The 22,546-nt window shown below is 44.4% G+C and carries 22 protein-coding genes; all 22 read left to right on the top strand.

Annotation, left to right across the window (positions count from 1 at the left end):
- The first annotated feature begins 12 nt into the window (after nucleotides 1-12).
- On the top strand, nucleotides 13-1,428 hold the full coding sequence (locus NFR99_RS00370) for a hypothetical protein (protein ID WP_251352137.1): 1,416 nt from the start codon (nucleotides 13-15) through the stop codon (nucleotides 1,426-1,428).
- A complete protein-coding gene (locus NFR99_RS00375) occupies nucleotides 1,415-1,732 on the top strand; it encodes an EscU/YscU/HrcU family type III secretion system export apparatus switch protein (protein ID WP_120481014.1) in 318 nt (105 codons plus the stop codon). The genes NFR99_RS00370 and NFR99_RS00375 overlap by 14 nt, the downstream gene beginning before the upstream one ends.
- Before the next feature lie 132 nt (nucleotides 1,733-1,864).
- Nucleotides 1,865-2,647, top strand: a complete 783-nt coding sequence (locus tag NFR99_RS15300) for a lytic transglycosylase domain-containing protein (RefSeq protein ID WP_158604766.1) — start codon at nucleotides 1,865-1,867, stop codon at nucleotides 2,645-2,647.
- 21 nt (nucleotides 2,648-2,668) lie between these two features.
- Nucleotides 2,669-3,310, top strand: coding sequence for a PilZ domain-containing protein (locus NFR99_RS00385; protein WP_120481013.1), 642 nt, complete (start codon nucleotides 2,669-2,671; stop codon nucleotides 3,308-3,310).
- Between the two features lie 9 nt (nucleotides 3,311-3,319).
- Entirely contained in the window at nucleotides 3,320-4,405 is a 1,086-nt protein-coding gene (locus NFR99_RS00390; RefSeq protein WP_251352138.1) for a glycosyltransferase family 2 protein, read from the top strand.
- A gap of 185 nt (nucleotides 4,406-4,590) precedes the next feature.
- Complete coding sequence (locus NFR99_RS00395) at nucleotides 4,591-5,400, top strand: flagellin N-terminal helical domain-containing protein (RefSeq protein ID WP_251352139.1); 810 nt, start codon at nucleotides 4,591-4,593, stop codon at nucleotides 5,398-5,400.
- Between the two features lie 310 nt (nucleotides 5,401-5,710).
- Complete coding sequence (locus tag NFR99_RS00400; RefSeq protein ID WP_251352140.1) at nucleotides 5,711-6,520, top strand: flagellin N-terminal helical domain-containing protein; 810 nt, start codon at nucleotides 5,711-5,713, stop codon at nucleotides 6,518-6,520.
- Between the two features lie 315 nt (nucleotides 6,521-6,835).
- Nucleotides 6,836-7,642, top strand: a complete 807-nt coding sequence (locus NFR99_RS00405; protein ID WP_251352145.1) for a flagellin N-terminal helical domain-containing protein — start codon at nucleotides 6,836-6,838, stop codon at nucleotides 7,640-7,642.
- A gap of 121 nt (nucleotides 7,643-7,763) precedes the next feature.
- Nucleotides 7,764-9,128 carry a glycosyltransferase gene (locus NFR99_RS00410; protein ID WP_251352146.1) on the top strand — a complete coding sequence of 455 codons (1,365 nt, stop codon included), beginning with the start codon at nucleotides 7,764-7,766 and terminating at the stop codon, nucleotides 9,126-9,128.
- A gap of 26 nt (nucleotides 9,129-9,154) precedes the next feature.
- A complete protein-coding gene (locus tag NFR99_RS00415) occupies nucleotides 9,155-10,480 on the top strand; it encodes a glycosyltransferase (RefSeq protein ID WP_465221053.1) in 1,326 nt (441 codons plus the stop codon).
- A gap of 173 nt (nucleotides 10,481-10,653) precedes the next feature.
- Nucleotides 10,654-11,430, top strand: a complete 777-nt coding sequence (locus NFR99_RS00420; protein ID WP_251352150.1) for a class I SAM-dependent methyltransferase — start codon at nucleotides 10,654-10,656, stop codon at nucleotides 11,428-11,430.
- 4 nt (nucleotides 11,431-11,434) lie between these two features.
- On the top strand, nucleotides 11,435-12,157 hold the full coding sequence (locus NFR99_RS00425) for a phosphocholine cytidylyltransferase family protein (RefSeq protein ID WP_120481006.1): 723 nt from the start codon (nucleotides 11,435-11,437) through the stop codon (nucleotides 12,155-12,157).
- Nucleotides 12,147-13,226: a pyridoxal phosphate-dependent aminotransferase gene (locus NFR99_RS00430; protein WP_251352152.1), complete on the top strand. Its 1,080-nt coding sequence runs from the start codon at nucleotides 12,147-12,149 to the stop codon at nucleotides 13,224-13,226. The genes NFR99_RS00425 and NFR99_RS00430 overlap by 11 nt, the downstream gene beginning before the upstream one ends.
- The gene (locus tag NFR99_RS00435) at nucleotides 13,223-14,467 is read left to right on the top strand and encodes a glycosyltransferase (RefSeq protein ID WP_251352154.1); all 1,245 of its coding nucleotides are present in this window, start codon (nucleotides 13,223-13,225) and stop codon (nucleotides 14,465-14,467) included. The genes NFR99_RS00430 and NFR99_RS00435 overlap by 4 nt, the downstream gene beginning before the upstream one ends.
- A complete protein-coding gene (locus NFR99_RS00440; RefSeq protein ID WP_120481003.1) occupies nucleotides 14,464-15,180 on the top strand; it encodes an IspD/TarI family cytidylyltransferase in 717 nt (238 codons plus the stop codon). Before NFR99_RS00435 ends, NFR99_RS00440 begins: the two co-directional genes overlap by 4 nt.
- 19 nt (nucleotides 15,181-15,199) lie before the next feature.
- Complete coding sequence (locus NFR99_RS00445; RefSeq protein WP_120481002.1) at nucleotides 15,200-16,360, top strand: radical SAM protein; 1,161 nt, start codon at nucleotides 15,200-15,202, stop codon at nucleotides 16,358-16,360.
- 62 nt (nucleotides 16,361-16,422) lie between these two features.
- Nucleotides 16,423-17,262 (top strand): LicD family protein, encoded by an 840-nt coding sequence (locus NFR99_RS00450; RefSeq protein WP_120481001.1) that lies wholly within the window; start codon nucleotides 16,423-16,425, stop codon nucleotides 17,260-17,262.
- Between the two features lies 1 nt (nucleotide 17,263).
- Entirely contained in the window at nucleotides 17,264-18,454 is a 1,191-nt protein-coding gene (locus NFR99_RS00455; RefSeq protein WP_120481000.1) for a radical SAM family protein, read from the top strand.
- A complete protein-coding gene (locus NFR99_RS00460; protein ID WP_251352156.1) occupies nucleotides 18,439-19,647 on the top strand; it encodes a glycosyltransferase in 1,209 nt (402 codons plus the stop codon). The genes NFR99_RS00455 and NFR99_RS00460 overlap by 16 nt, the downstream gene beginning before the upstream one ends.
- Nucleotides 19,634-20,113 (top strand): hypothetical protein, encoded by a 480-nt coding sequence (locus NFR99_RS00465; RefSeq protein ID WP_135974849.1) that lies wholly within the window; start codon nucleotides 19,634-19,636, stop codon nucleotides 20,111-20,113. Before NFR99_RS00460 ends, NFR99_RS00465 begins: the two co-directional genes overlap by 14 nt.
- Entirely contained in the window at nucleotides 20,110-21,330 is a 1,221-nt protein-coding gene (locus NFR99_RS00470) for a glycosyltransferase (protein ID WP_120480997.1), read from the top strand. The genes NFR99_RS00465 and NFR99_RS00470 overlap by 4 nt, the downstream gene beginning before the upstream one ends.
- Nucleotides 21,323-22,546 (top strand): glycosyltransferase family 2 protein, encoded by a 1,224-nt coding sequence (locus NFR99_RS00475; RefSeq protein ID WP_251352158.1) that lies wholly within the window; start codon nucleotides 21,323-21,325, stop codon nucleotides 22,544-22,546. The genes NFR99_RS00470 and NFR99_RS00475 overlap by 8 nt, the downstream gene beginning before the upstream one ends.

A 22,546-nucleotide genomic window follows, 5' to 3' on the forward strand; every position in this document is an offset into this window, starting at 1 on the left:
AATGGAGGCGTTATGGCAAATATTTTACAGGTAACTAATCCTGGCATGAATGATAACCGGGCGAATATAAACACACAGGATCCAAGAACCAGTCAGAACAATACGCGGATACAAAATCCGATTGACCCCACCCGGGTAGTCCGGACGGACGGACGGGAAGGCGGCAGGACTTCAGGTGCAGGAGAAGGAGCGTACAGTGTTATCGATTACGAGAGTAATTATGGCGCTTTCATAAAAAGCCTGGAGGAAGGAACGAGTGGTCTTCCGGCAGCTCTGGAGAGGCTTTTCTTCTCAGATATGGCGGCATTTCGGGAGGCAGGACAGGCAGAGGAGGCTGCCAGAAATTTTCTGGCTTCCCTGCAGATAAGTTCTCCGGAAGAATTGATGGCATATTTGAAAGGGCAGGCAGGAGGACAGCTTAAGTTCTCAGGGACGTTGTTTGACAGCCTGCGCTCCCTGTTTTCACAAAATATTTCAGAGAGTCTGCGGGAAGCTTTGGGAGATTTTTTGAAAGTTTATAACGATTATTCATCAGGGACACATTTGCTGAGGCAGATGCAGAATTTGGCAGGAGATATTGAAAAGCTGATGCTGAGCCAGTTCCGGGAAGAGTTCCGTCAGCTGGCGGACGCTATGAACTGGGAAGCGATGAACGGTGATACACAGTATAATACAGGTATATTAAATGGAAAGTTAATTCCGTTTTTATCCGATTATATATCGAAAACCCATGATTTCGGCTCTATACGAGATGCGTCTATGCTGTTGATATTTAATGCGGTACGGTATGAAAATGGCGGGATGGAGCAGCTGACCCGCCTGTTTGAACGCATGATGGCAAATCGGGAATTTGCAAGGCTTTATCCGGGAGATGCGGGCGCAGATATGTCTGCTTTGCTGGCTGCATCCAGAGGGCATACAAATCTTCCGGCTGATGCACTGGCGGAAATGCTGCTGCGTGGAGCAAACGGACAGGCAGGATTGGAGAATATCCAGCAGTTCTACACGATGTTGAATGGACTTTTATTAAATGAAAGCGTATACATGCCTTTAATGCATATTTTATTTCCGTTTCAATACCAGGAACAGAAAGTAATGTCGGAAGCCTGGGTAGATCCGGACAGTGAGCGGGGAGTAGAAACAGGAAGCCGAAAGATAAAAATGCTTCTGAAGTTTGATATACAGAGCCTTGGGAAATTTGAAATGGTTTTGGCGCTGCAGAACAGGCAGGTGGATATGCAGCTTTATGTTCCGAGGGCTTTGCAGAAGAAAGAATCAGATATCCGGGAAAAAGTGGGCGGAATCATGAAAGATAATGGTATGGATCTGAAACGTATCCAGGTGCAGGAACGGGTGAGGGAAAGCCGGATAGAAGAAGTGTTCCCGGAAATCAGGGAAAAGGAGAGAACAATTAATGTCAGAATTTGATGCTCTAATGAAACAGAAAGCCGTAGCGCTGAAATATGACCCGGAAAAAAACGGGGCTCCTGTAATCGTAGCGTCCGGAATGGGATATATGGCGGAGAAAATTACGGAAACAGCCATGGAAGCAGGGGTTCCTGTTTATGAGGACGGTTCCCTGGCTACACTGTTGACACAGCTGAAGCTGGGGGCAGAAATACCTGAGGAGTTGTATCAGGCAATCGTGGATATTTATATCTATTTTCTGGGATTTACGGGGGGACAGAAAGTTCCTGAACTACAGGAGGAGAAAGAAACAGAGGGAATCTGATGAAAAATCCTTGCAATTCAGCAATAGATAAGATAATATAATAAATATTATGGGTTGCTGTAATTAATATAGAGTGTACAGCAATGCTTATAGTATAGACGCAGAAGCGCAATTACAGGAAGGAGTATAGGAATGAGTACATTATCTGCAGCAGACAGCATTAAGCTGGCGATGGCGGGATTGAACACATCTGCATTAAATACAACGAATACATCTCCTACAATAAAAACGGCTGACTCAGATTTTCAGACAGCTTTGAAAAAGGCAAGCGGCCAGACAAGCATGGACGATATTTTTGAGGAAGCGGCAAAGACTTACGGAGTACCTGCCCAGTTGCTTAAGGCAGTTGCAAAAGCGGAGTCCGGGTTCAACCCAAACGCAGTTTCAGGAGCGGGAGCGATCGGCGTGATGCAGTTGATGCCGGCGACAGCCCAGTCTCTGGGAGTCACGAACCCTTATGACGCCCGACAGAATATCATGGGCGGCGCGAAATACTTAAAAGAAAACTTGGAACGGTTTAACGGCGACGCGAGCCTGGCGCTGGCAGCTTATAATGCGGGGCCAAATGCCGTTGAGAAATACAATGGCATTCCCCCATATTCAGAAACTCAGAATTATGTGAAGACAGTTCTTTCTTATATGGATGACAGCTCACTTTCAGCGAACCGCACCGTAAATACCGGAACTACAGATACAGGATTGAATTCTGCCTACATAAACCAGGGGACAGGACTTTCCAATCTTTCCTCTTACAGTCTTTCCGGTTTAGGAATGGGAGGCTGGGGAAGCTTTGGAATATCCCAGGACGGCGAGAGCATCACGATGGACAAGGCGACTTTCGTCAATATGATACAGCTCATGCGTATCCAGATGATGATAAATATGGATAACCAGATAGGAGCACTGACACTCTAATCGGTATATGACGGATACTTTATGTATAAGAAGGAGGTGTTTGCTTCTATGGTTTTGAAAGAATGTGAGAGATGTATTTTGTATGGACCAGGCGGGAAGATTCTGATGAAAGGCCGGGTGGAAGTTGCCGGGGAGTCCATTATGCTTTATTTTGAAAAGAATCCGGAATTTGCGAAGGGCAAGCTTCTCGTGGATTTTTTTGATACGCAGCTGGGGTATTTGCGAACTTTCTGTGAGATTACATTCCGAAAGAATCCAAACTATCTGCAAAGAAAGGAAGCCTGGGAAGGCAGATGTAAAATACTGAAGGTGCTTGAGACTGTACAGCGGCAGAAAGATATTCGGGTAAAGCTGAAGCTGGAGAAACTGTTCAGCTCGGCAAAGCAGGGAGATTTCTACGGTGTCATAGAGAATATCAGCGCCGGGGGTGTGTACATTACGACCTCAAAGCCTATGAGTAAGAATGAGCTTTTTTCATTCTATCACAATTTTGTGGGAAAGAACTGGAAGCTGCAGGCGGTGACGCTTTGGGCAAAGAGAATCACGGATGATTATTTTGGATATGGATGCCGGTTTGCGGACTTGCCTGAGGGAGCGGAGATGGATATCCGGCAGTTTGTATACCAGCGTCAGTTACACACAGGAGAACTTGATATCAGATAAAGGAAGAATATGAAGCTGAATCTTGTAATGATTGTAAAAAATGAAGAACGTACGCTGGAGAAGTGCTTAAGGGCGGCAAAGCCTCTGGTAGATCATATGATTATCGCTGATACAGGATCGGATGACGCCACGCGGGAGATTGCATCCCGGATGGGAGCGCAGGTGCTGGAATTTCCGTGGATAGGTGATTTTTCAGCGGCCAGGAACTTTGCGCTGTCCCATTCGGATGCTGATTGGAATCTGGTGTTGGACGGTGACGAGATTCTTCGGCCGTGCAGCAGGGAGGAAATAGAAAGTTTGGTGCGAAAACACGGGCAGCGCTGGATGGGAGGAATACTTCAGTACAATTCTTATCGGGAAGGGGAAGAAATTCGTGTAAGCGTGGATGCGATTCCAAGAATGCTTCCGCGGGGAATCAGATATAAAGGAATCATTCATGAACAGCCGGATACTTCCTGGCCGTGTTTTCCGCTTCCTTTGGCCGTCGATCACGACGGCTATTTGTATACGGATAAGGGCGAGAGAAATCTTCCTTATCTGGAGCGAATGGTAAAAGAGAGTCCTGGAGATGGGTACTGTCGGTTTCAACTGGCATATACGCTGCGGAACTTGAAGAGAACACAGGAGAGTTTAGTGCATTTCAGGGAATTTTACCGGCTTTCATCTCCGGGATTAGAGTATCGCAGACAGGGAATTGTTTTGTATTTATATACATTGATGGATGCAGGGGATAGTGATTCGCTGAGGGAAGCATTGGCAGTGGCTCAAAAGGAAGAAAAAGAGCTTGCACAGCTGTCAGATTTTATGTTTGTGTGCGGACTCTTTTATATGAAGCTGGTATTGTCGGATGTTCAGAGATACCTGGGATATCTCCCGAAGATTCGGGAATGTTATCTGCGTTGTCTGGAAATCGGGGAGCAGCCCTGGAGCAGAGGTGTGGTAGGGACAGGTTCTTTTCTGGCAAATTATAATCTGGGTGTATGGTACGAAGTGTCCGGGCAGATAGAACAGGCTATCCGCTGTTACCAGGCTGCGGCAGAAGAGGGATATGAGCCGGCGCTCAGGCGGATGGAAAGCCTTGGGAAAAAAGTTTAATTTTTTTTGTGAAAATGCTTATATTTTCCGAAGCAGTGACGATAGATGTATATGTAAGGTAAATCAAGTGGGAATACTACAGTTTATACCTTACAGTTATGTAGGCTACACATGCAGGGCCCGCGTGGGTAGTGATGGGGACAGGGAGGTTCCCATAGATATTTATAAAACAAGGAGGTACATTTATGGTAATTCAGCATAATATTGGAGCACTTAACTCTTACAGAAACTTAGGTATCAATCAGTCTAGTTTGAACGGAAATCTTGAGAAATTGTCTTCCGGTTACAGAATCAACCGTGCAGGCGATGACGCGGCAGGTCTGGCAATTTCCGAGCAGATGAGGTCTCAGATCAGAGGTCTGAATCAGGCATCCAAGAATGCAGAGGATGCTATCGGCTTAATCAAAACAGCAGAGGGTGCGCTGACAGAAGTTCACGCTATGCTTCAGCGTATGTCAACATTGGCAACCCAGGGCGCTAACGGTACTTATAATAGTACTGCTCAGGGAAATATCCAGGCAGAAGTTGACGAGCTGTTGCTTGAGATTAACCGTATTGCAGAAAATACAAACTTTAACGGTGTTTATTCACTGAATGGTACTAGCAAAGCTCAGTTCCAGATTGGACCAAGTGAAGGCGAGACAATGGAACTGACAGGTCAGGCTATGACTGCAGATGGAATTGGTGTTGACAGCCTTAATGTAACAGGCGTAACAGCAGCGAATAAAGCAATCACTACAATTAAGGCTGCTATTGATACAGTATCTGAATTCCGTGCAGAGCTTGGTGCTAAGCAGAACAGGCTTGAGCATACGATTGCAAACCTGGATATCACTGCTGAGAACCTGACAGACGCAGAGTCCCGTATCCGCGATACAGATATGCCGGATGAGATTACGCAGTTTACAAAGAATAATATTCTTATGCAGGCTTCTCAGTCTATGCTGGCTCAGGCAAATGCAGTACCGCAGAGCGTATTAAGCCTTCTGCAGTAATTTTTCAGATATTAGCGCAAAAAAGGCTGCATAGCTGGTGCTTTGCAAATTAGAAAAGTGAGGAAGAGCTGTTTTGAAGCGTAAAAGTGGAAAAACAGCTCTTCTTTTACGTAGAACGATTTAAAAAAAATTTTATAAAAGTACTTATATTTTTCTGGAAGATGACGATAGATATAAATGTAAGGTAAATCAAGTGGAATACAATGTTCATACTTTACATTGGTATTGGCTATATATGCAGGGCCCACATATATAGTGATGGGGACAGGGAAGTTCCCGCAGATATTTATAAAACAAGGAGGTACATTTTATGGTAATTCAGCATAATATAGGAGCACTTAACTCTTACAGAAATTTAGGTATCAATCAGTCTAGCTTGAACGGAAATCTTGAGAAACTGTCTTCCGGTTACAGAATCAACCGTGCAGGCGATGATGCAGCAGGTCTGGCAATTTCCGAGCAGATGAGATCTCAGATCAGAGGCCTGAACCAGGCATCCAAGAATGCAGAGGATGCTATCGGCTTAATCAAGACAGCAGAAGGTGCGCTGACAGAGGTTCACGCTATGCTTCAGCGTATGTCAACACTGGCTACCCAGGGCGCTAACGGTACTTATAATACGACTGCTCAGGGAAATATCCAGGCAGAGGTTGACGAGCTGTTGCTTGAGATTAACCGTATTGCAGAAAATACAAACTTTAACGGCGTTTACTCACTGAACGGTGCTAAGACAGCCCAGTTCCAGATTGGACCGAGTGCAGGCGAGACAATGACACTGACAGGTGCGGATATGAAGGCAGCTGGGATTGGCGTTGACAGCCTTGATGTAACAGGCGTAACAGCAGCGAATACAGCCATTACTACAATTAAGGCTGCTATCGATACAGTATCTGAATTCCGTGCAGAGCTTGGTGCTAAGCAGAACAGGCTTGAGCATACGATTGCAAACCTGGATATCACTGCTGAGAACCTGACAGACGCAGAGTCCCGTATCCGTGATACAGATATGCCGGATGAGATTACGCAGTTTACAAAGAATAATATTCTTATGCAGGCTTCTCAGTCTATGCTGGCTCAGGCAAATGCAGTACCGCAGAGCGTATTAAGCCTTCTGCAGTAATTTCCTGGATTGACTGGGAATACTGTATAGCTGATATTCCGTAAATTGAGGAAAATAAGAAAGAGCTATTTCAAAGTGTAAGAGCAGAGAAATAGCTCTTTCCTCTTATATACAAGATGCATTGCAGAAGGAAAAATTTTTGAAAAAATGCTTATTTTTTCTGGAAATGCGGCGATAAATGTAATGTAAGATATGTATATGGGGGAATCCGTATAGGTCTACAGAATTTATTTGCCAAGTGTATAAGGGCTTATATAAACGGCGGCAGAGACAGGGAAGTTTCTGCAGATATTTTCAGACAAGGAGGTATACTTTATGGTAGTTCAGCATAATATTGGCGCGCTTACTGCATACCGTAACTTGGGGATTAACCAGGGGGGATTGAATGGAAATCTGGAAAAATTATCTTCCGGTTATAGAATTAACCGTGCTGGTGATGATGCGGCAGGTCTGGCGATTTCCGAGAATATGAGGGCGCAGATTAGGGGATTGAATCAGGCGGCAAGGAATGCACAGGAAGCAGTGGGATTGATTAAAACTGCTGAAGGTGGTTTGACAGAGATTCATGCTATGCTTCAGCGTATGACTACGCTGGCAACCCAGGGTGCAAACGGCACATATAATAGTGTGGCACAGAAAAATATTCAGGCAGAGGTTGACGAGCTGCTGGAGGAGATAGACCGTATTTCGGCAAATACAAATTTTAATGGTGTGTATACATTGAAAGGAGCGGCTAGTACGCAGCTTCAGATTGGTACAACTGCACCGGAAATCATGACAGTAGAGGCGCGTGATATGTCATCTGCCATACTGGGAGGCTCTCTGAATGTGACAGGTGTATCGGCTGCAAATGCGGCGATGTCTACCATTCGGACGGCGATTAATACAGTATCTGAGTTTCGTGCGGAGCTTGGTGCAAAACAAGACAGACTGGAGTTTACGTATAACAACTTATATGTTACGGCTGAGAATCTTACAGATGCAGAATCGCGTATTCGTGATACAGATATGCCGGAAGAGATTACAGCGTTTACAAAGAATAATATTCTTGTACAGGCATCACAGTCTATGCTGGCACAGGCAAATGCAGTGCCGCAGAGCGTATTAAGCCTTCTGCAGTAATGCAGTGTAAGCAGAGGCTTTAAAAGAATGAAAATAGGAAAGGGTTATTTCAAAGTGTAAAGCGGAGAAATAGCCCTTTTTAATATAGAAGGATGAAAGATTAGCAGGGAGGAAATGGCATATGAGACGGGGAGTCAGGCTTTCCCAGTGTATGATTGTAAAAAATGAAGAGAAAAATATTGAGCGGGCGCTTTCCTGGGGGAAAGACATTATGTACGAGCAAATTGTGGTAGACACAGGAAGTACAGACCGCACGGTAGAAATTGCAAAGGGGATGGGGGCAAAGGTTTACCATTTTGAGTGGATTGATGATTTCGCAGCAGCGAAAAACTATGCAATTGAACAGGCAAAGGGAGACTGGATTGCATTTCTGGATGCAGATGAATACTTTCCGCCGGAAGATGCAGCAAAGCTGATGCCGATTTTGCGGGATTTACAGCATAGCAAATATGAGGTTCTGATGACGAATATCCTTCATTTAGATAAAGATGGAAAAGTGGCTGAGAGTAGTACATACATGCGGATATTCAGGAATTGCCCGGGGCTGCGCTACCGGGGGCGGATTCATGAGGAGCTTGATTCGGACAACGGAACGATTCAGTTTATTGACGGCACGAAGGATTTGTCTATCTATCATACGGGATATCTTCAGTCTGCGGAAGGGGATATACGCAAAAGCAAAAGGAATGTACCTCTGATAGAAAAAACACTGGAGGAAGATCCGGATAACTATGTTATGATGGGATATTTAGGAGATGGTTATGTAAATCTGGAACGTTATGATGAAGCTGTTGATTTGTATCAAAAAGCGATTGGGTATCTTGTGAAAGAGGAATTAAGTGAATATGATGCCCGGAGCGCTGCTACATTTAAAAATCTGATGCGTGTTTTAATGATAATCAAAGGAGATATACGCGCGGCAGAGAACGTATATCAGCAGGCTGTTAAAAGCCTTCCAAAGAACGGGGATTTTGACTATGTGATAGGTGAGGAATATATAAGGCTCGGGCGGCAGGAGGAGGCTGCATATCATTTGGAACGTGGCATTGGAATCTTAGAAAAGTTTGGGAACACGCAGAAAACGGATTTACTGTTTGCTAATCTTCAAAAAGCCTGGGAGGATTTGGCTCTCTGTTATTACGGGATCGGGAATTTGAGTCAGTGTGTGAACTGTACAACTGCACTATTACGGGCAAATCCCTGGAATATGCGTATGCTCCAAGTACTCCTTTTGGCATTCTTAAGGGATGAACAGAATGCACAGGCGGGTGGGAACGGAGTATATCAGGCGGCATCCCCGGCGCAAGTAAGAGAGTTTCTCGGAAATTTTTATAACTTTCAGATACTGAAAGACAGGCTTTTTGTTCTGAAAACGGCGATGGCAGCCGGATATGAAGGTCTGGTACAGGAGTTTCGTCAGCTTATGGCTCCGCAGGAGCTGGAGAGCTTTGACAGGGCGATGGGACAGGAGGTACAGGAAAATTGAAAAAGGAAATCAGGCTTTCCCAGTGTATGATTGTGAAAAATGAAGAGAAAAATATTGAGCGTGCGCTTTCCTGGGGAAAGAGCTTTATGTGGGAGCAGATTGTGGTGGATACAGGGAGCACAGACCGCACAGTGGAAATCGCCAGGCGTCTGGGTGCGAAGGTGTATCATTTTGAATGGATAGATGATTTTGCGGCGGCCAAAAATTATGCAGTCAGCCAGGCGCAGGGGGACTGGATTGTGTTTTTGGATGCTGATGAATACTTTTTGGAGGAGGATGCGAAACGTCTTGTTCCGCTGCTGGAGAAGCTTGAGGGGACAAAGTACAATGCGCTTGTCACCCGATGGGTGCAGGTGGAGGGCAGTGAGGAGCTTTCAAGCGGCGGGCCGCAGGGGAACACCCAGTGGGTTTCAGCGGTTCGGGCAGACGGGAGTACAGGCACACTGTTTTCCAGTACACAGACAAGGATATTCAGGAACCAGCCGGGGCTGCGGTATCGTGGAAGGGTTCATGAGAAGCTCTATGTGGAACATGGGAAATTGTGGGAATCGGATGCGGGCGGCGAGCTGTCCATCCTGCATACAGGCTACAGTGAAGCGGAGATGAAGGAGAAGGATAAAGCCGGAAGAAATATTGCCTTGATTAAGAAAGAGCTGGAAGCCAATCCGAAAGACCATGTGATGCTGTCCTGCCTGGGAGATTCCTACAGCCAGCAGGGGAATAAGGAAGAAGCCGCCCGGTGGTATGAGCAGGCGGTTTCCTGTATGCCAAAACGTCCGGATGAAAACGATGCGCTGTGCTCTGGAATATTTAGGAATCTGATGGCGATTTATGTTATGCGGCAGGATGTCTCTGCGGTACAGAAAGTATATGAAACCGCGGTAAAGCGTTTTCCCAAAGAGCCGGACTATGACTATATCCTGGGAGGGAAGTGTATAAGTCTTGGACTCTATAAGGAAGGGGCGGAGCATCTGCAGAGAGCGCTGACGCTGCTGGATTTGTATGGTAGTGAGAATAAGGCAATCATGCTTACCCACAATCTGATGCGGGTATGGGAGCTGCTGGCAGTATGCCATTTTGAAAGTGGAGATTTAGAGCAATGCGTAAACTGTGCGGTGGCAGTCTTGAGGGTTGATCCCTGGCGGATGGGAACGCTGCAGGAGCTGCTGCTGGCATTCAAGACAGATGAAGAGCGCGCAAGAGCAGCAGGAACGCCAGGGAAAGCGGCGTCTCCGGCGCAGGTGCAGGCATTTCTTGGCAGTCTCTATGATCTGCGCCAGCCAGAGGCGGCGGAGTTTGTGAAGAAGGCGGCAGAAGGCGCTTCGTATGCCGGTCTTGTCCGGCTGCTGTAGTATTGTTCAGTGAAAGTATTTGAATGGCTGCATCATTCTGCCATATTGGTAAAAGGGGTGGAAAGCGTTAAGTTTTATATCGTTACGGTCGATAATATAAGAAAAGGGTTTATGGGCAGACTGGAGAAAATGCTCTGGATTTCAGGCTGTATGGCAGCGGAACGGAGGATATCATGGGAAATATTCCTGAAACAAGGATTTATGGAAAAAATGTAGATATTGACAGCAATGCGGTGAAGAATCTGTACAGCGCCCGTTCGGAGAAGAATGGGGACAGGCCGGTTGACGCGCCTACGGTGCTGAGCAGCGATACGAATATCGAAAATATAGAGCTTTGGACAAAGGAAGAATTGGAAAGATGGTTTCCGCAGTTTCCGCTTGACAATGAAAGCATTGTGCTGGAAATTGGATTTGGCACGGGGAGGATGACCAGGTATATTACTCCAAAAGCAGGGGAATATGTAGGTATTGATTATGTAAAAGAATTTGTGGATACGGTGAAAAAGCGTGAGGATATTGTCAAGAAAGAGAATACGGTTTTCCTTCATATGCCATTGGAGCAGTTTGCCGCAGAAAACCACAGCCGCTACAGCAAACGGTTTAACAGGCTTTTTTTGTCGGGCGGAGTATTTATGTATATGAATGACTGCACGCTGGAAGAGTGTATGGCTCAGTTGGAGGATATGCTGCAGGACTCGTGCGTGATATATATATCAGAGCCGGTTGCGATAGAGGAGAGACTTACGTTGAATTCGTTTTATTCAGAAACGATACAGGATAATTACAGTGCGATTTACCGGACGGTGGATGAGTATAAAAAGCTGTTTTCTGCGTTTTTAAATCAGGGATTTGAATTAGATGTATGTCAGGAATTTTTCGAGAACGATATTAAGAAGATGAAAGAGACAAAACAGTGGATATTCATACTGAAAAGAACAAAAAGAGGGTGAGAACGTGAAAGCATTTTTATTAGCGGCAGGTGTGGGCAACAGAATTTCAAGAATGATTAAGAATGTTCCCAAGTCAACGCTTCCAATCAACGACAAACCATTGATAAGAATTACCGCAGAAATGCTGCTTGGGATGGGGATGGAAATTGTAGTAGTAGTAGGATATCAGAAGGAAAAGATTTTTGAGGCGCTGGACGGCCTGGACGTCACGTATTATACAAATCCTTTTTATAAGCTTACGAACAGCATTGCGAGCCTGTGGTTTGCAAAAGATGAGCTGGAGGGCGACGTACTGATTATGAATGCGGATGTGTTTGTATCAGAAAAAATTCTCAGGGGAATCCTGGCGGATACACGTGACAATGTAATGGCAATTGATGTGACAAGAACCAAGACGGGAGACTACTTTTTTTCGACAACGGAGAGTGGGATTATCCGTAAATATGGCAAGGACATCCCGCTGCAGGAGCGCGATTGTGAGTATGTGGGAATGGCGAAGGTAGCATCCGTTTTTACACCGCGGTTTAAAGAACGGCTGGAAGCCCTGATTGATGGACAGCAGTATAATCTCTGGTGGGAGAATGTCTTGTATTCGTTTGCAGATGAAAAGGAACATCCGATTTATACGATGGATGTGGGGAAGGAATTTTGGTCAGAGATAGATTTCTTTGATGATTATGAGAGAATTCTGAATTATATCAATGGGCAGTCTAAGAATGAAAAGTGAAGGTGCAGAGATGTATAGAGATAAATATATAGCCAGTACATATCGTATCAAAGACCATACGGACAGAAGAGGATATTTGCGTTTGGATATGAATGAGAATCCCGAAGGGCTGCCGGAAGATTTTGTGCGCGAGACAGTGAAGAAAATTACGCCGGAGTTTCTGGCGTCTTATCCGCAGAAGGATAATCTGCTTGGGCTTATTGCCGGGCGGGAAGGGGTAGACGTACAGAATGTGACGCTGACGAATGGTTCCGATGAGGGCATGCGCCTGGTCTTTGAAACATTTACCCATGCAGGGGGGCGGGTTTTAACAGTTACACCTACGTTTGAGATGTATCAGGTATATGCAAGTATGTTTGGCGTTGAGTTGGATACGGTTCCTTTTAAAGAAGATTTTACGATAGAGACAGAGGAGCTGTTTGGGGCAATTAAGGAAGATACGAATCTGGTGGTTCTTCTGAATCCAAACAGCCCGATTGGGACAGAGTTTACGGAAGAGGAATTTGAACGGATTGTGGCGAAGGCGGAAGCTGTAAGCGCTGTGGTCCTGGTGGATGAGGCGTATTATCCTTTTGGAGTGGAATCGAAGGTGGCGTATTGCAGGAAACACCCTCATGTGATGGTAATGAGGACTTTTTCAAAATGGTGTTCCCTGGCAGCTTTACGGGTGGGTTATCTGATTGGAAGTGAAGAATGCATCCATCTGATTGAAAATGCTCAGTCCACATACAATGTAAATTCGGTGGGGATTTTGTTTGCCGAAGAACTGCTGAAACGGGAGGACATTCTGGACAGTTTGAGGCAGTCGATGGAAGCGGGAAGGGACTATCTGGTTTCTCAATTAGAAAGCGCCGGGTATCGCTACTATGCATCAAGAGGAAACTATATTCTGATTAAGCCTAAGAGAGAACCGCAGGTTATAGCAGAAGCGTTGAAAAAGGAATACATTTTGATAAAGACATACCGCAAAGGGATGCTGGGCGGCTGGGTCAGGATTACTCTGGGCAGCAGGAAGGTTATGGAGAAGTTCTGGAAAAGCTTTTGCAGGATGGAGGAATGTGACTCGTGACAGGGCAAAAACCGCTTGTATCCATTGTGATACCTGTTTATAATGGAGCGAATTATTTAAAAGAAGCGATTGAAAGCGCTTTGGGGCAGACTTATGAGAACTGTGAAGTTCTTGTTATCAATGACGGTTCCAGTGATCAGGGGGAAACGGAACGGGAAGCGCTGAAGTTCGGAGACAGAATCCGGTATTTCAAAAAGGAAAACGGCGGAGTTGCATCCGCTTTAAATTTCGGCATCCGCAAAATGCAGGGAGAGTATTTTTCATGGCTTTCCCACGACGATGTATACAGTCCTCAGAAAATAGAAAAGCAGTTGGAGGCGGTTTTACAGTCGGGAAATCCGGCGGCTCTGGTGCAGGCTGAATATGAGTTTTACAATGAGGATACGGGTTCAAGGACGCCGACGCGTTTTTTGAAGCATTATAGACCGGAACAGATTACAAATTCCTGCTTTTCCGTGCTGCAGCTCCAGAGCCATGCGTGCAGTGCGCTGATACATAAGAGCCATTTTGAGAGGGCGGGGCTGTTTGATGAAAGCCTGAAAACGATACAGGATATTGATATGTGGTTCCGGATTTTTAGGGGACAGAAATCTTTGTTCCTGGCGGATATCCTTCATATGGTAAGGGAACACCGGGAGGCAGGCTCCAACACGATTTCCTGTTATCATGAAGAAACGCGGAAGGAATACGCAAAGCTTGTCCGGCAGATGCCGAATGAGGAAATCCGGCAGGTGTTTGGAAATGCGGGAGCGTTTTTATGCCGTATGGCCGGGTTTGTGAAGAGTTACGGCGGCGGAGACGAACTGAGAGAAATAGAGAACAGGCTATGGAATATGGAGAAAGATTCTGAGGAAGGCCAGGGATTGAAGGAATTTTATGATAAGCTGTCTGATTTTTCCCAGAACAAGGCGAAAAGGATTGTGATATTCGGCTCCGGGCAGTATGGAATCCGGGTAAAATATGATTTGGAGAGCCGTTTGGCGGCGCCGGAATATTTTATGGATAATAACCCAAAGAAACAGGGAACGGTCATTGATGGGATTCCCTGTAAATCGAAAGAGGAATTGTTGGCGCAGAAGGGAGATACGCTGGTGGTAATCGCGATGAGGAATTGTGAGGAAGCGGTGAAGGAACTGGAAGCAGAAGGGATACCTTATTATGTGACAAGACAGGAGATTGATCCCATCCTGCTGAATACGCCGCCGGCAGTCTCCAGAAAGGAAGAGTGGCTGGGAAAATGAATGTAGCGATTATTATTGCAGCGGGACAGGGGCACAGGATGCGGCAGGAAATTCCGAAACAGTTTATCAATGTGTATGATAAGCCTGTAGTGATTTATACACTGGAGAGCTTTCAGCGGCATCCGGATATAGACGCTATCGAAGTGGTGTGCCTGGACGGCTGGCAGGATTTGCTGAGGGCTTATGCGAAGCAGTTTGGCATTACGAAATTAAAATGGATTGTCAGCGGAGGGAGCACGGCGCAGGAATCCATCCGAAACGGCGTGTTTGCATTAAAAGAGGAATGTGAGGATGATGATATTGTTATTATCCATGACGGAATCCGGCCTTTGGTGGATGAAAGCATTTTGTCTGATGTGATTTTGAAATGCCGGGAATATGGGAATGCGGTAACATCCCTTCCATATAATGAGCAGATTTTTGTGATAAAGGATGAAAAATGTACCAGCCAGTATATCCCTCGGGAAACGCTGCGGCGGGTATCGACTCCGCAGGCTTATATGTATGCAAAACTGGTATGGGCTTATACGAAAGCGTTTAAAGAAGAAATCGGTATCTACGGTTCTTCTTATACGAATACCATGATGGTGGATTTGGGCGAGGTGCTGTATTTTGCTGCAGGTTCGGATAAAAATATTAAGCTGACGACAAAGGATGATTTGGAGTTGTTTAAAGGATATCTGCGGACGGAAAAGGACGAGTGGTTAAAGTAGAAGATTAGGAGACAGGCGTATGAAGTGGAAGAACAGAGGGCATGAATTTGACGGCGTGTATGATAACATACAGAAGCTGGATAAATACTATTTGTTTGGTGCAGGAGAGTATGGGGAACAGATTTGCGGGCTTTTAGAGAAAGAGCTTATGATATTGGGATTTCTTGATAATGACAGCAGAAAGCAGCATACGCTGTATTGCGGAAAAATGATATACTCTTTAGATGAAGTGGAAGAAAAGCTGGACGAAACTACAGGAATCATCGTGACGGTATCGCCGTATACAAGGCTGCCGGTTATGCAGCAGCTGATGCAAAAAGGGCTGGCGCAGGACAAACAGGTCTTTACCATGGAGATGTTCATGATGGTATATGCCGCGTACAAGAACGGCAAAGTATACATTCCGTCGATATCTTTCCTGCCCAGTACGAGGTGCAATCTGCGCTGTGAGGCGTGCTTGAATTTCACTCCGTATATGAAGCACTTTGATGAACGTCCGTGGGAGCAGATTCAGGCTGATGTTGATACATTTTTTTCATGTATTGATTATATTATGCTTTTTCATATCAGCGGCGGGGAGCCAATGCTGTATCCGCATATGAAGAAGCTGGTGGAGTACATTGATACGAATTACCGGAAGAAAATCCATATTTTGCGGACAGTGACAAATGGGACGGTGCTTCCCAAGCCGGAACTTTTGGATGCGCTGGCAGAGCACAATGTAGAAGTGACGGTGGATGATTATCGGGAAGCAGTGCCGAACAGTGTGGAAACATTTTCTAAATTGCTGGAGCGTTTGGAGAAACATCAGGTAAAATATGAAATTAATAAAGTGGACGAGTGGATTGATTTGGCGCCGCTTACAACCCATCATGAGGACTGGAGCGAGCAGCGGCTGCAGAATCAGTTTGAGAGCTGTCATGTGCCGTGGCAGGAGCTGAGGGACGGAAAGCTTTTTAGCTGTAATTATGCGAGTTATGCGATGGTAGCAGGGCTGGCAAAGACAGATGAGACTGAGTATTTTGATTTGAGGAGCTATACGTCGGAGAAACGGAAGGAATTGATTGAATTCCGTATGGGGTACAATGTGAAAGGATATGTGGAATTTTGTAAGAATTGCAGTGGATATATAGATATCAATCCGAACAAAGTAGAGCCGGCGAAGCAGGCAGCGAGGTGAGGAACCCGGTTTACAGAGCCTGGAAACAGAGTATATAGAAAACAGTGGTAAGGAGATGCGTGATGAGAAAAGCTCAGGAATATAAATTATCTTCGGAAGAACTGAGAAAGTTACAGCGTATTGAGCTGGAAATGCTGATTGAGGTGGACAGAATCTGCCGGAAGCACAATATTCAGTATTCGCTGGATGGCGGTACGCTGCTGGGCGCAGTCCGCCACAAAGGATTTATCCCGTGGGATGATGATATTGATGTGATTATGCTCAGAAAAGAGTATGCAAAGTTCCGAAGGGTATGTAAGAAAGAGCTGGATACGGCGCGTTTTTTTCTTCAAGATTATAAGAGTGATCCTTATTACCGCTGGGGCTGGGCAAAGATACGGCGGGAGAATACGGAACATGTGCGGCTGGGGCAGGAATTCCTGAAACAGAAAACAGGGATTTTTATTGACATTTTTGTGGCGGATAATGTGCCGGATAGTTTTCTTATGCGGCGGCTGCACCATTTCCTGTGTTTTTTTATTCGGAAAGTCCTATATGCGCCATTGGGAGTACGGCAGGCAGGAAAGCGCAGGGAAAGAGCAGTGTACCGTATATTGAGCAGGATACCGAGGGACAGCGCATTTGCGCTGCGCGACCGACTGGCGTGGGCGTGCAACAGGAGGGATACCGAGCTTATCAGCCACTATACGCTGGAGTATCCGAAAAGCTGCCGGTACGGCCTTCCGCGGCGGTGTTTTGAAGAGTTTATTGAGCTGGAGTTTGAGGGACATATGTTTCAGGCTTTTAAGGATTATGAGGTCTATCTGCGCAGGCATTACGGAGATTACAGGAAGTTGCCTCCGGTGGAAGAGAGAGTGCCTCATTCAAAGATTTCGAAGATTGATATGAGTGGAGTGGAGTGACATGAAATGGACAAAGCAGGGCAGGGAACTTGCCGGGACAGAAGAGGCTATCGCGAAAGAATATGCCAATAAAGAAATATATATATATGGCAGCGGGATTATTGGGGAAAGATTTTTTTATGCAATACAGAGACTTACGGATTGGACGGTAAAGGCATTTATTGATAAATATAAAGCAGGAGATATATGCCAGGGTCTGGATGTGTTGAGTCTGGAGGAGTTCTCAAGAAGAGCAAATGCTGATTGCCTGGTGTTAATTGCCTTACATGACGATATTGGACAAGAGGTAAAAGAGGGACTTAGTGTTTTTTTGGAGAATAAGCGCAGTATCTGTAAAACTTATAATGAATTTATGCGGCATGATTTTCCGCTCCTGATGCTTCATCAATATCAAAAAGTTGTTGTGAATTCCCTTTCCTGTATCGTGACAGAGAGATGTACGCTGAGGTGTGAAAAATGTGCGATTATGCTTCCATATTTCAAAAATGTGAAGAAATATGAGGCGGCAAAAATAAAAGAAGAGATTGATCTGGCATTTAGCAAAATAGATTTCGTGGGAGACTTTACTTTTACAGGCGGAGAGCCGTTATTAAACCAGGAGTTGGAAGAGGTTCTTGGGTATATAGCAGAAAACTATCTGGAACAGATAGGAAGTTTAAAGATTATTACCAATGGTATGATAGAGCCGGGAAAAAGGCTATTAAACTGTATGAAGAAATATGGTATGTATGTGGAAATCAGTGATTATACGGCTACGAACCCTGAACTGAAACAGAGAGTCATGGAAAATTATGAAAAATACAGGGAGAACGGGATTAGGACATATTTGTTAAGTTCTGCGCAATGGGTAGATTTTGGGTTTGAGGCGCTGCATCATGAGGAAGATACAGAAAGCAGCATGGAAGCCTTTTTTGATTACTGCCATACAAATTGCCGTGGGTATATCGATGGAAAAATATGGTACTGCATTAATGCAAGATTTGCGGAAAAAGCGCTGGAGTTTGCATATGATGAAAGCAATATGCTGGAGCTTGGGAAGCTTGGGAATGGGATAGAAGAAAAGGCAAAAATTGTGGAATTTGATTTGGGATATAATGCCAGAGGTTATTTAACAATGTGCCGGAGGTGCAATGGCGGATGTGATATCAATACACATTATATAGAGGTGGGAAGACAGTGCAGAAATCTTTAGTATCTATTATCATTCCGGTTTATAATGGAGCAAATTATTTGAGAGAGGCGATTGACAGTGCGTTAAATCAGACATATCAGAACTGTGAGGTTATCGTTGTGAATGATGGTTCAGACGATAATGGAAAAACGGAAGAGATTGCATTGTCATACGGAAGCAGAATCAGGTATTTCAGGAAAGAGAATGGGGGAGTGGCAACGGCATTAAATGCAGGCATAAGAGAAATGCAGGGAGAGTATTTTTCCTGGCTTTCTCATGATGACGTTTTCTATCCCCGTAAGATTGAAGAGCAGGTTAAATGTGTGAAAGAAAACAATGTATGGATGACAGCATGTTCTTACGATATCTTTACGGATTCGGGAAGAAGGGTTGCGGTTCCGTTATTACAATTTTACAAAGAGGGAAATTTAGAGAAAAATGTATTTTCTGTAATACAATCGCTTATACAATTTGGCGGTGTGCTTCTCCACGAATGTATTTTTGAAAGATATGGGACATTCCGTGAAGATTTGCGCACAACGCAAGATTATGAGTTCCTGTTTAGGATTTTAAGAAAGGAAAAATGTAAATTCTCTAATGAACGCCTTTATGGCATCAGATACCATGCGGAGCAGGGAAGCAATACCATAAGAAGTGTAGACATTGAACGGGATGAAATGTACCGTATGTTTTTAGATGAACTTACACATCAGGAGAGAGTGGAGTTATACGGAAGTGATTATAACTTTTTTTATCAGATGCTGCTGAGGATTTTTCCGATACCAGGCATGGAGAAAAGTTATTCTGCCTGTTTGCAGGGAATGCGCTTAAACACATGCATTGCGGGTGAGATAGAAGAAAAAATAGAAACGCCGATTTGGATTTATGGGGCGGGCGCTTATGGAAAAAGGCTTTTATTTGATTTGCGCTGCCGCGGCTTTGCTGTTGAAGGGTTTCTTGATGGAAACAAGAAGCTGCATGGCAAGAAAATAGATGGGATTATATGTCGGGGATTAGGGGAACAGGGAATGTTTCGGGGCAGAATTATCATTGCCTCTTTATATAGAGAAGAGATTGCGCAGGAATTAAGAAGAGCCGGAATTAGTAATTATGTATTTAAAGAGGATTTGGATAAGATCTTTATGGATGTTTCACCCCAAAATAAAATTGTAGAAAAGATAATTGGCAGGTATCAGGAAAATGGATGGAGATAAAAAGCAGGTATGTATCTATTGCATGGGAGAATATGGGATACAGACATATTTCAAGTTAAAAAAATATGGAATTGCAGTTGGATGTTTTGGAGATACGGATAAAAGTAAACAAGGTTATGCGTTGGAAGGGTTATTCTGTAAATCTTATGAAGAGGTACTGGAACTGGATAAAAGGGAAACTGTTATTATTGTTAGTATGAAAAATTCAGCGGCATTGGTAAATCAGTTTCGCCAGGAGGGATTTGAGAACGTATATAGCAGAGAGGAGCTATACGCTTTATTGGATAAAAAGGAGCCGTGTGTGAGGAATGATTTGCTGGATGAAACGGAAATTGTGGATTTGAAGGACAATCTTGAAAAAGTTTTTTGCGGATATCCTTACAAAAAGACGGAGAGGCGTAAAAGCGCGGAGATTCTTTTAGAAGATTGTGTAAAGCGCCAGGGGAGGAGAAATCTAGGCAAATGAAAGTCGTAGAGGTGAATTATTGGGATTTGGTGGGAAGGAACTTTAATGGATATGATTTGCATTTGAAGCTGCGCGAAAATGGAATAGATGCAAAACAGATTGTGATGGATAAAAGAAGCGACGCGGATAGCGTTATCTGTTTAAAGCATAGCTGGATGCTTCATGAGCAGGTTGCACATTATGAGAAAGAGCATTCGATTAGCAATCTTTTGATGCCTTACATAACAGAGTTAAAGAGAATAGAGGAATTTCAAAATGCAGATATTAAACATTATCACATTCTGCATAATAGAATGTTTTCCTTGTATGATTATCCAGATTTAATGAAGGGGAATAGTGTATGGACGATACATGATCCCTGGATTGTCACGGGAAATTGTGTATATCCAATGACCTGTGAGAAATGGAGAACCGGCTGTGGAAATTGTGAACGGCTGGATGAAATATATTATGAGATGGAGCAGGATAATACAAATTTTATGTGGGAGGTTAAAAGAAAGGTATTTCGAGAAATGAATCCCCACGTTGTGGTTGCTTCAGAATTTATGAAGAGATATATGAAGGAAAGTCCGTTGACTGAACATTTTGATAAGATTCATGTGATACCCTTTGGGGTTGATATCAGTTCGTATCATGATAGAGAAGAATTAGCAGATGAAAACCATATTGTTATTGGATTCAGGGCAGATAACGCGCCGGTGAAAGGATGCGAATACATATATGAAGCATTAAGACAGATATCAGATAAGGACAGAATATTCCTTATGACAGTAGGCGCGGGGGTAATCCCGGAGGATATTCGGAAAATGTATAAAGTACAGGAGCATTCCTGGATAAATGATAAACAGGGAATGATTGATTTTCAGGAAGCCTGTGATATATTTATTATGCCGTCGCTGGCAGAAAGTTTTGGCCTTATGGCGATTGAAGCTATGGCCGCCGGAAATGCAGTTATTTGTTTTAAGGGGACGGTATTGGAAGATATTACAAATGCTCCAATATGTGGAAGTTCTGTAGAGTATAAATCAAGTTCTGCATTGGCGTATGAAATTGAGAGATTGTCCCGGAATCCGAGGGAAATTCGGCAAAAAGGGAGGATGGGACGGCAGCTGGTGGAACAGAAATATCAATTTGACACGTATGTAAAAAGGCATCAGGAGCTGTATGAGAGTATTTTAAAAGAGAGCTTGGACGGAAAAGGGAAAAGATATGAATGACAAAAAGATTTCTATTATTATTCCGGTTTATAATGGAGCAAATTATTTAAGAAATGCCATAGACAGCGCACTGAATCAGACATATGACAATTGTGAGGTGCTCGTGATCAATGACGGTTCTTCGGATGATGGAGCGACGGAAAGAATAGCGGCGGAGTATGGAGAACGTATCCGTTATTTTTATAAAGAAAATGGAGGCGTGGCTTCTGCATTGAACTTAGGCATCCGTGAGATGGACGGGGACTATTTTGCCTGGTGTTCCCATGATGACATGTTTCTGCCAGATAAATGTGAAAAGCAGATACAGGCGTTGGAGGAATGCGGTGATGATCAGCGGATTGTGCTCAGTGAATACAGGCTTTTATTTGTGGAAGAAAATTTGTTGGATGAGGCGGTGAAGCCAAGAAAGAAGCTGAAACGCAGGATGCGTCAGGATGGGCTTGCGGCTGTGTTAGCGCAAATGGTTCATGGATGTGATGCATTAATACATAAATGCCATTTTGAAAGGTGCGGTGTGTTTGACGAGACGCTGCGCACAACGCAGGATTATGATTTGTGGTTTCGGATATTGCGGGGACAGAAAATCCTGTATTTGGAGGAGCCTCTGGTTATTTCCAGAATTCATGCAGAGCAGGGGAGCAGGACGATACCAAGCCATATCAGGGAGTGTAACGAGCTGTGGATTCGTTTTGTGAATCAGGTGACGGACAGAGAGATGTATAAGTTGTATGGGAGTCCCTATGAGTTTTATTGGGAGATGCTTGATTTTGCAAGAAAAACCCCTTATCGGGCTTTTGAAGAGCATGTGACGGGAAAAATCCTGGCATTGGAGGAGCCTGCTGATTTAGAAAGCAGGATATTGGAATTGAAAAAGAAGTTTGGAACAGGGAAGCTGTTTATGTTTGGGGCTGGCAGAAATGGAAGAAACCTGAACCTGCAGCTTATGCTCAGGGGGATTTTGATAGAGGGATTTATTGATAATGCAGAGGAAAAGCAAAATCAGATTTTGGATGGAAAAAAGATAGAAAGTTTAGAATGTGCCATGAAGCATCCGGGAAAGAAATGCATTCTTGTTTCGCCGGATGCCCAGGAGGCTGTCATCCGGCAGCTGGAAGAAGCACATGTGACAGATTATCTCACAAAAGCTGAGATAGAGGAGTATCTGGATATGGCGCCGCCACTGAAAGAAAAACTGGCGTTGCTGGAAAGGGGCTAA

Source organism: Hominisplanchenecus murintestinalis, from assembly GCF_943193015.1.
GTDB classification, from domain to species: domain Bacteria; phylum Bacillota; class Clostridia; order Lachnospirales; family Lachnospiraceae; genus Hominisplanchenecus_A; species Hominisplanchenecus_A murintestinalis.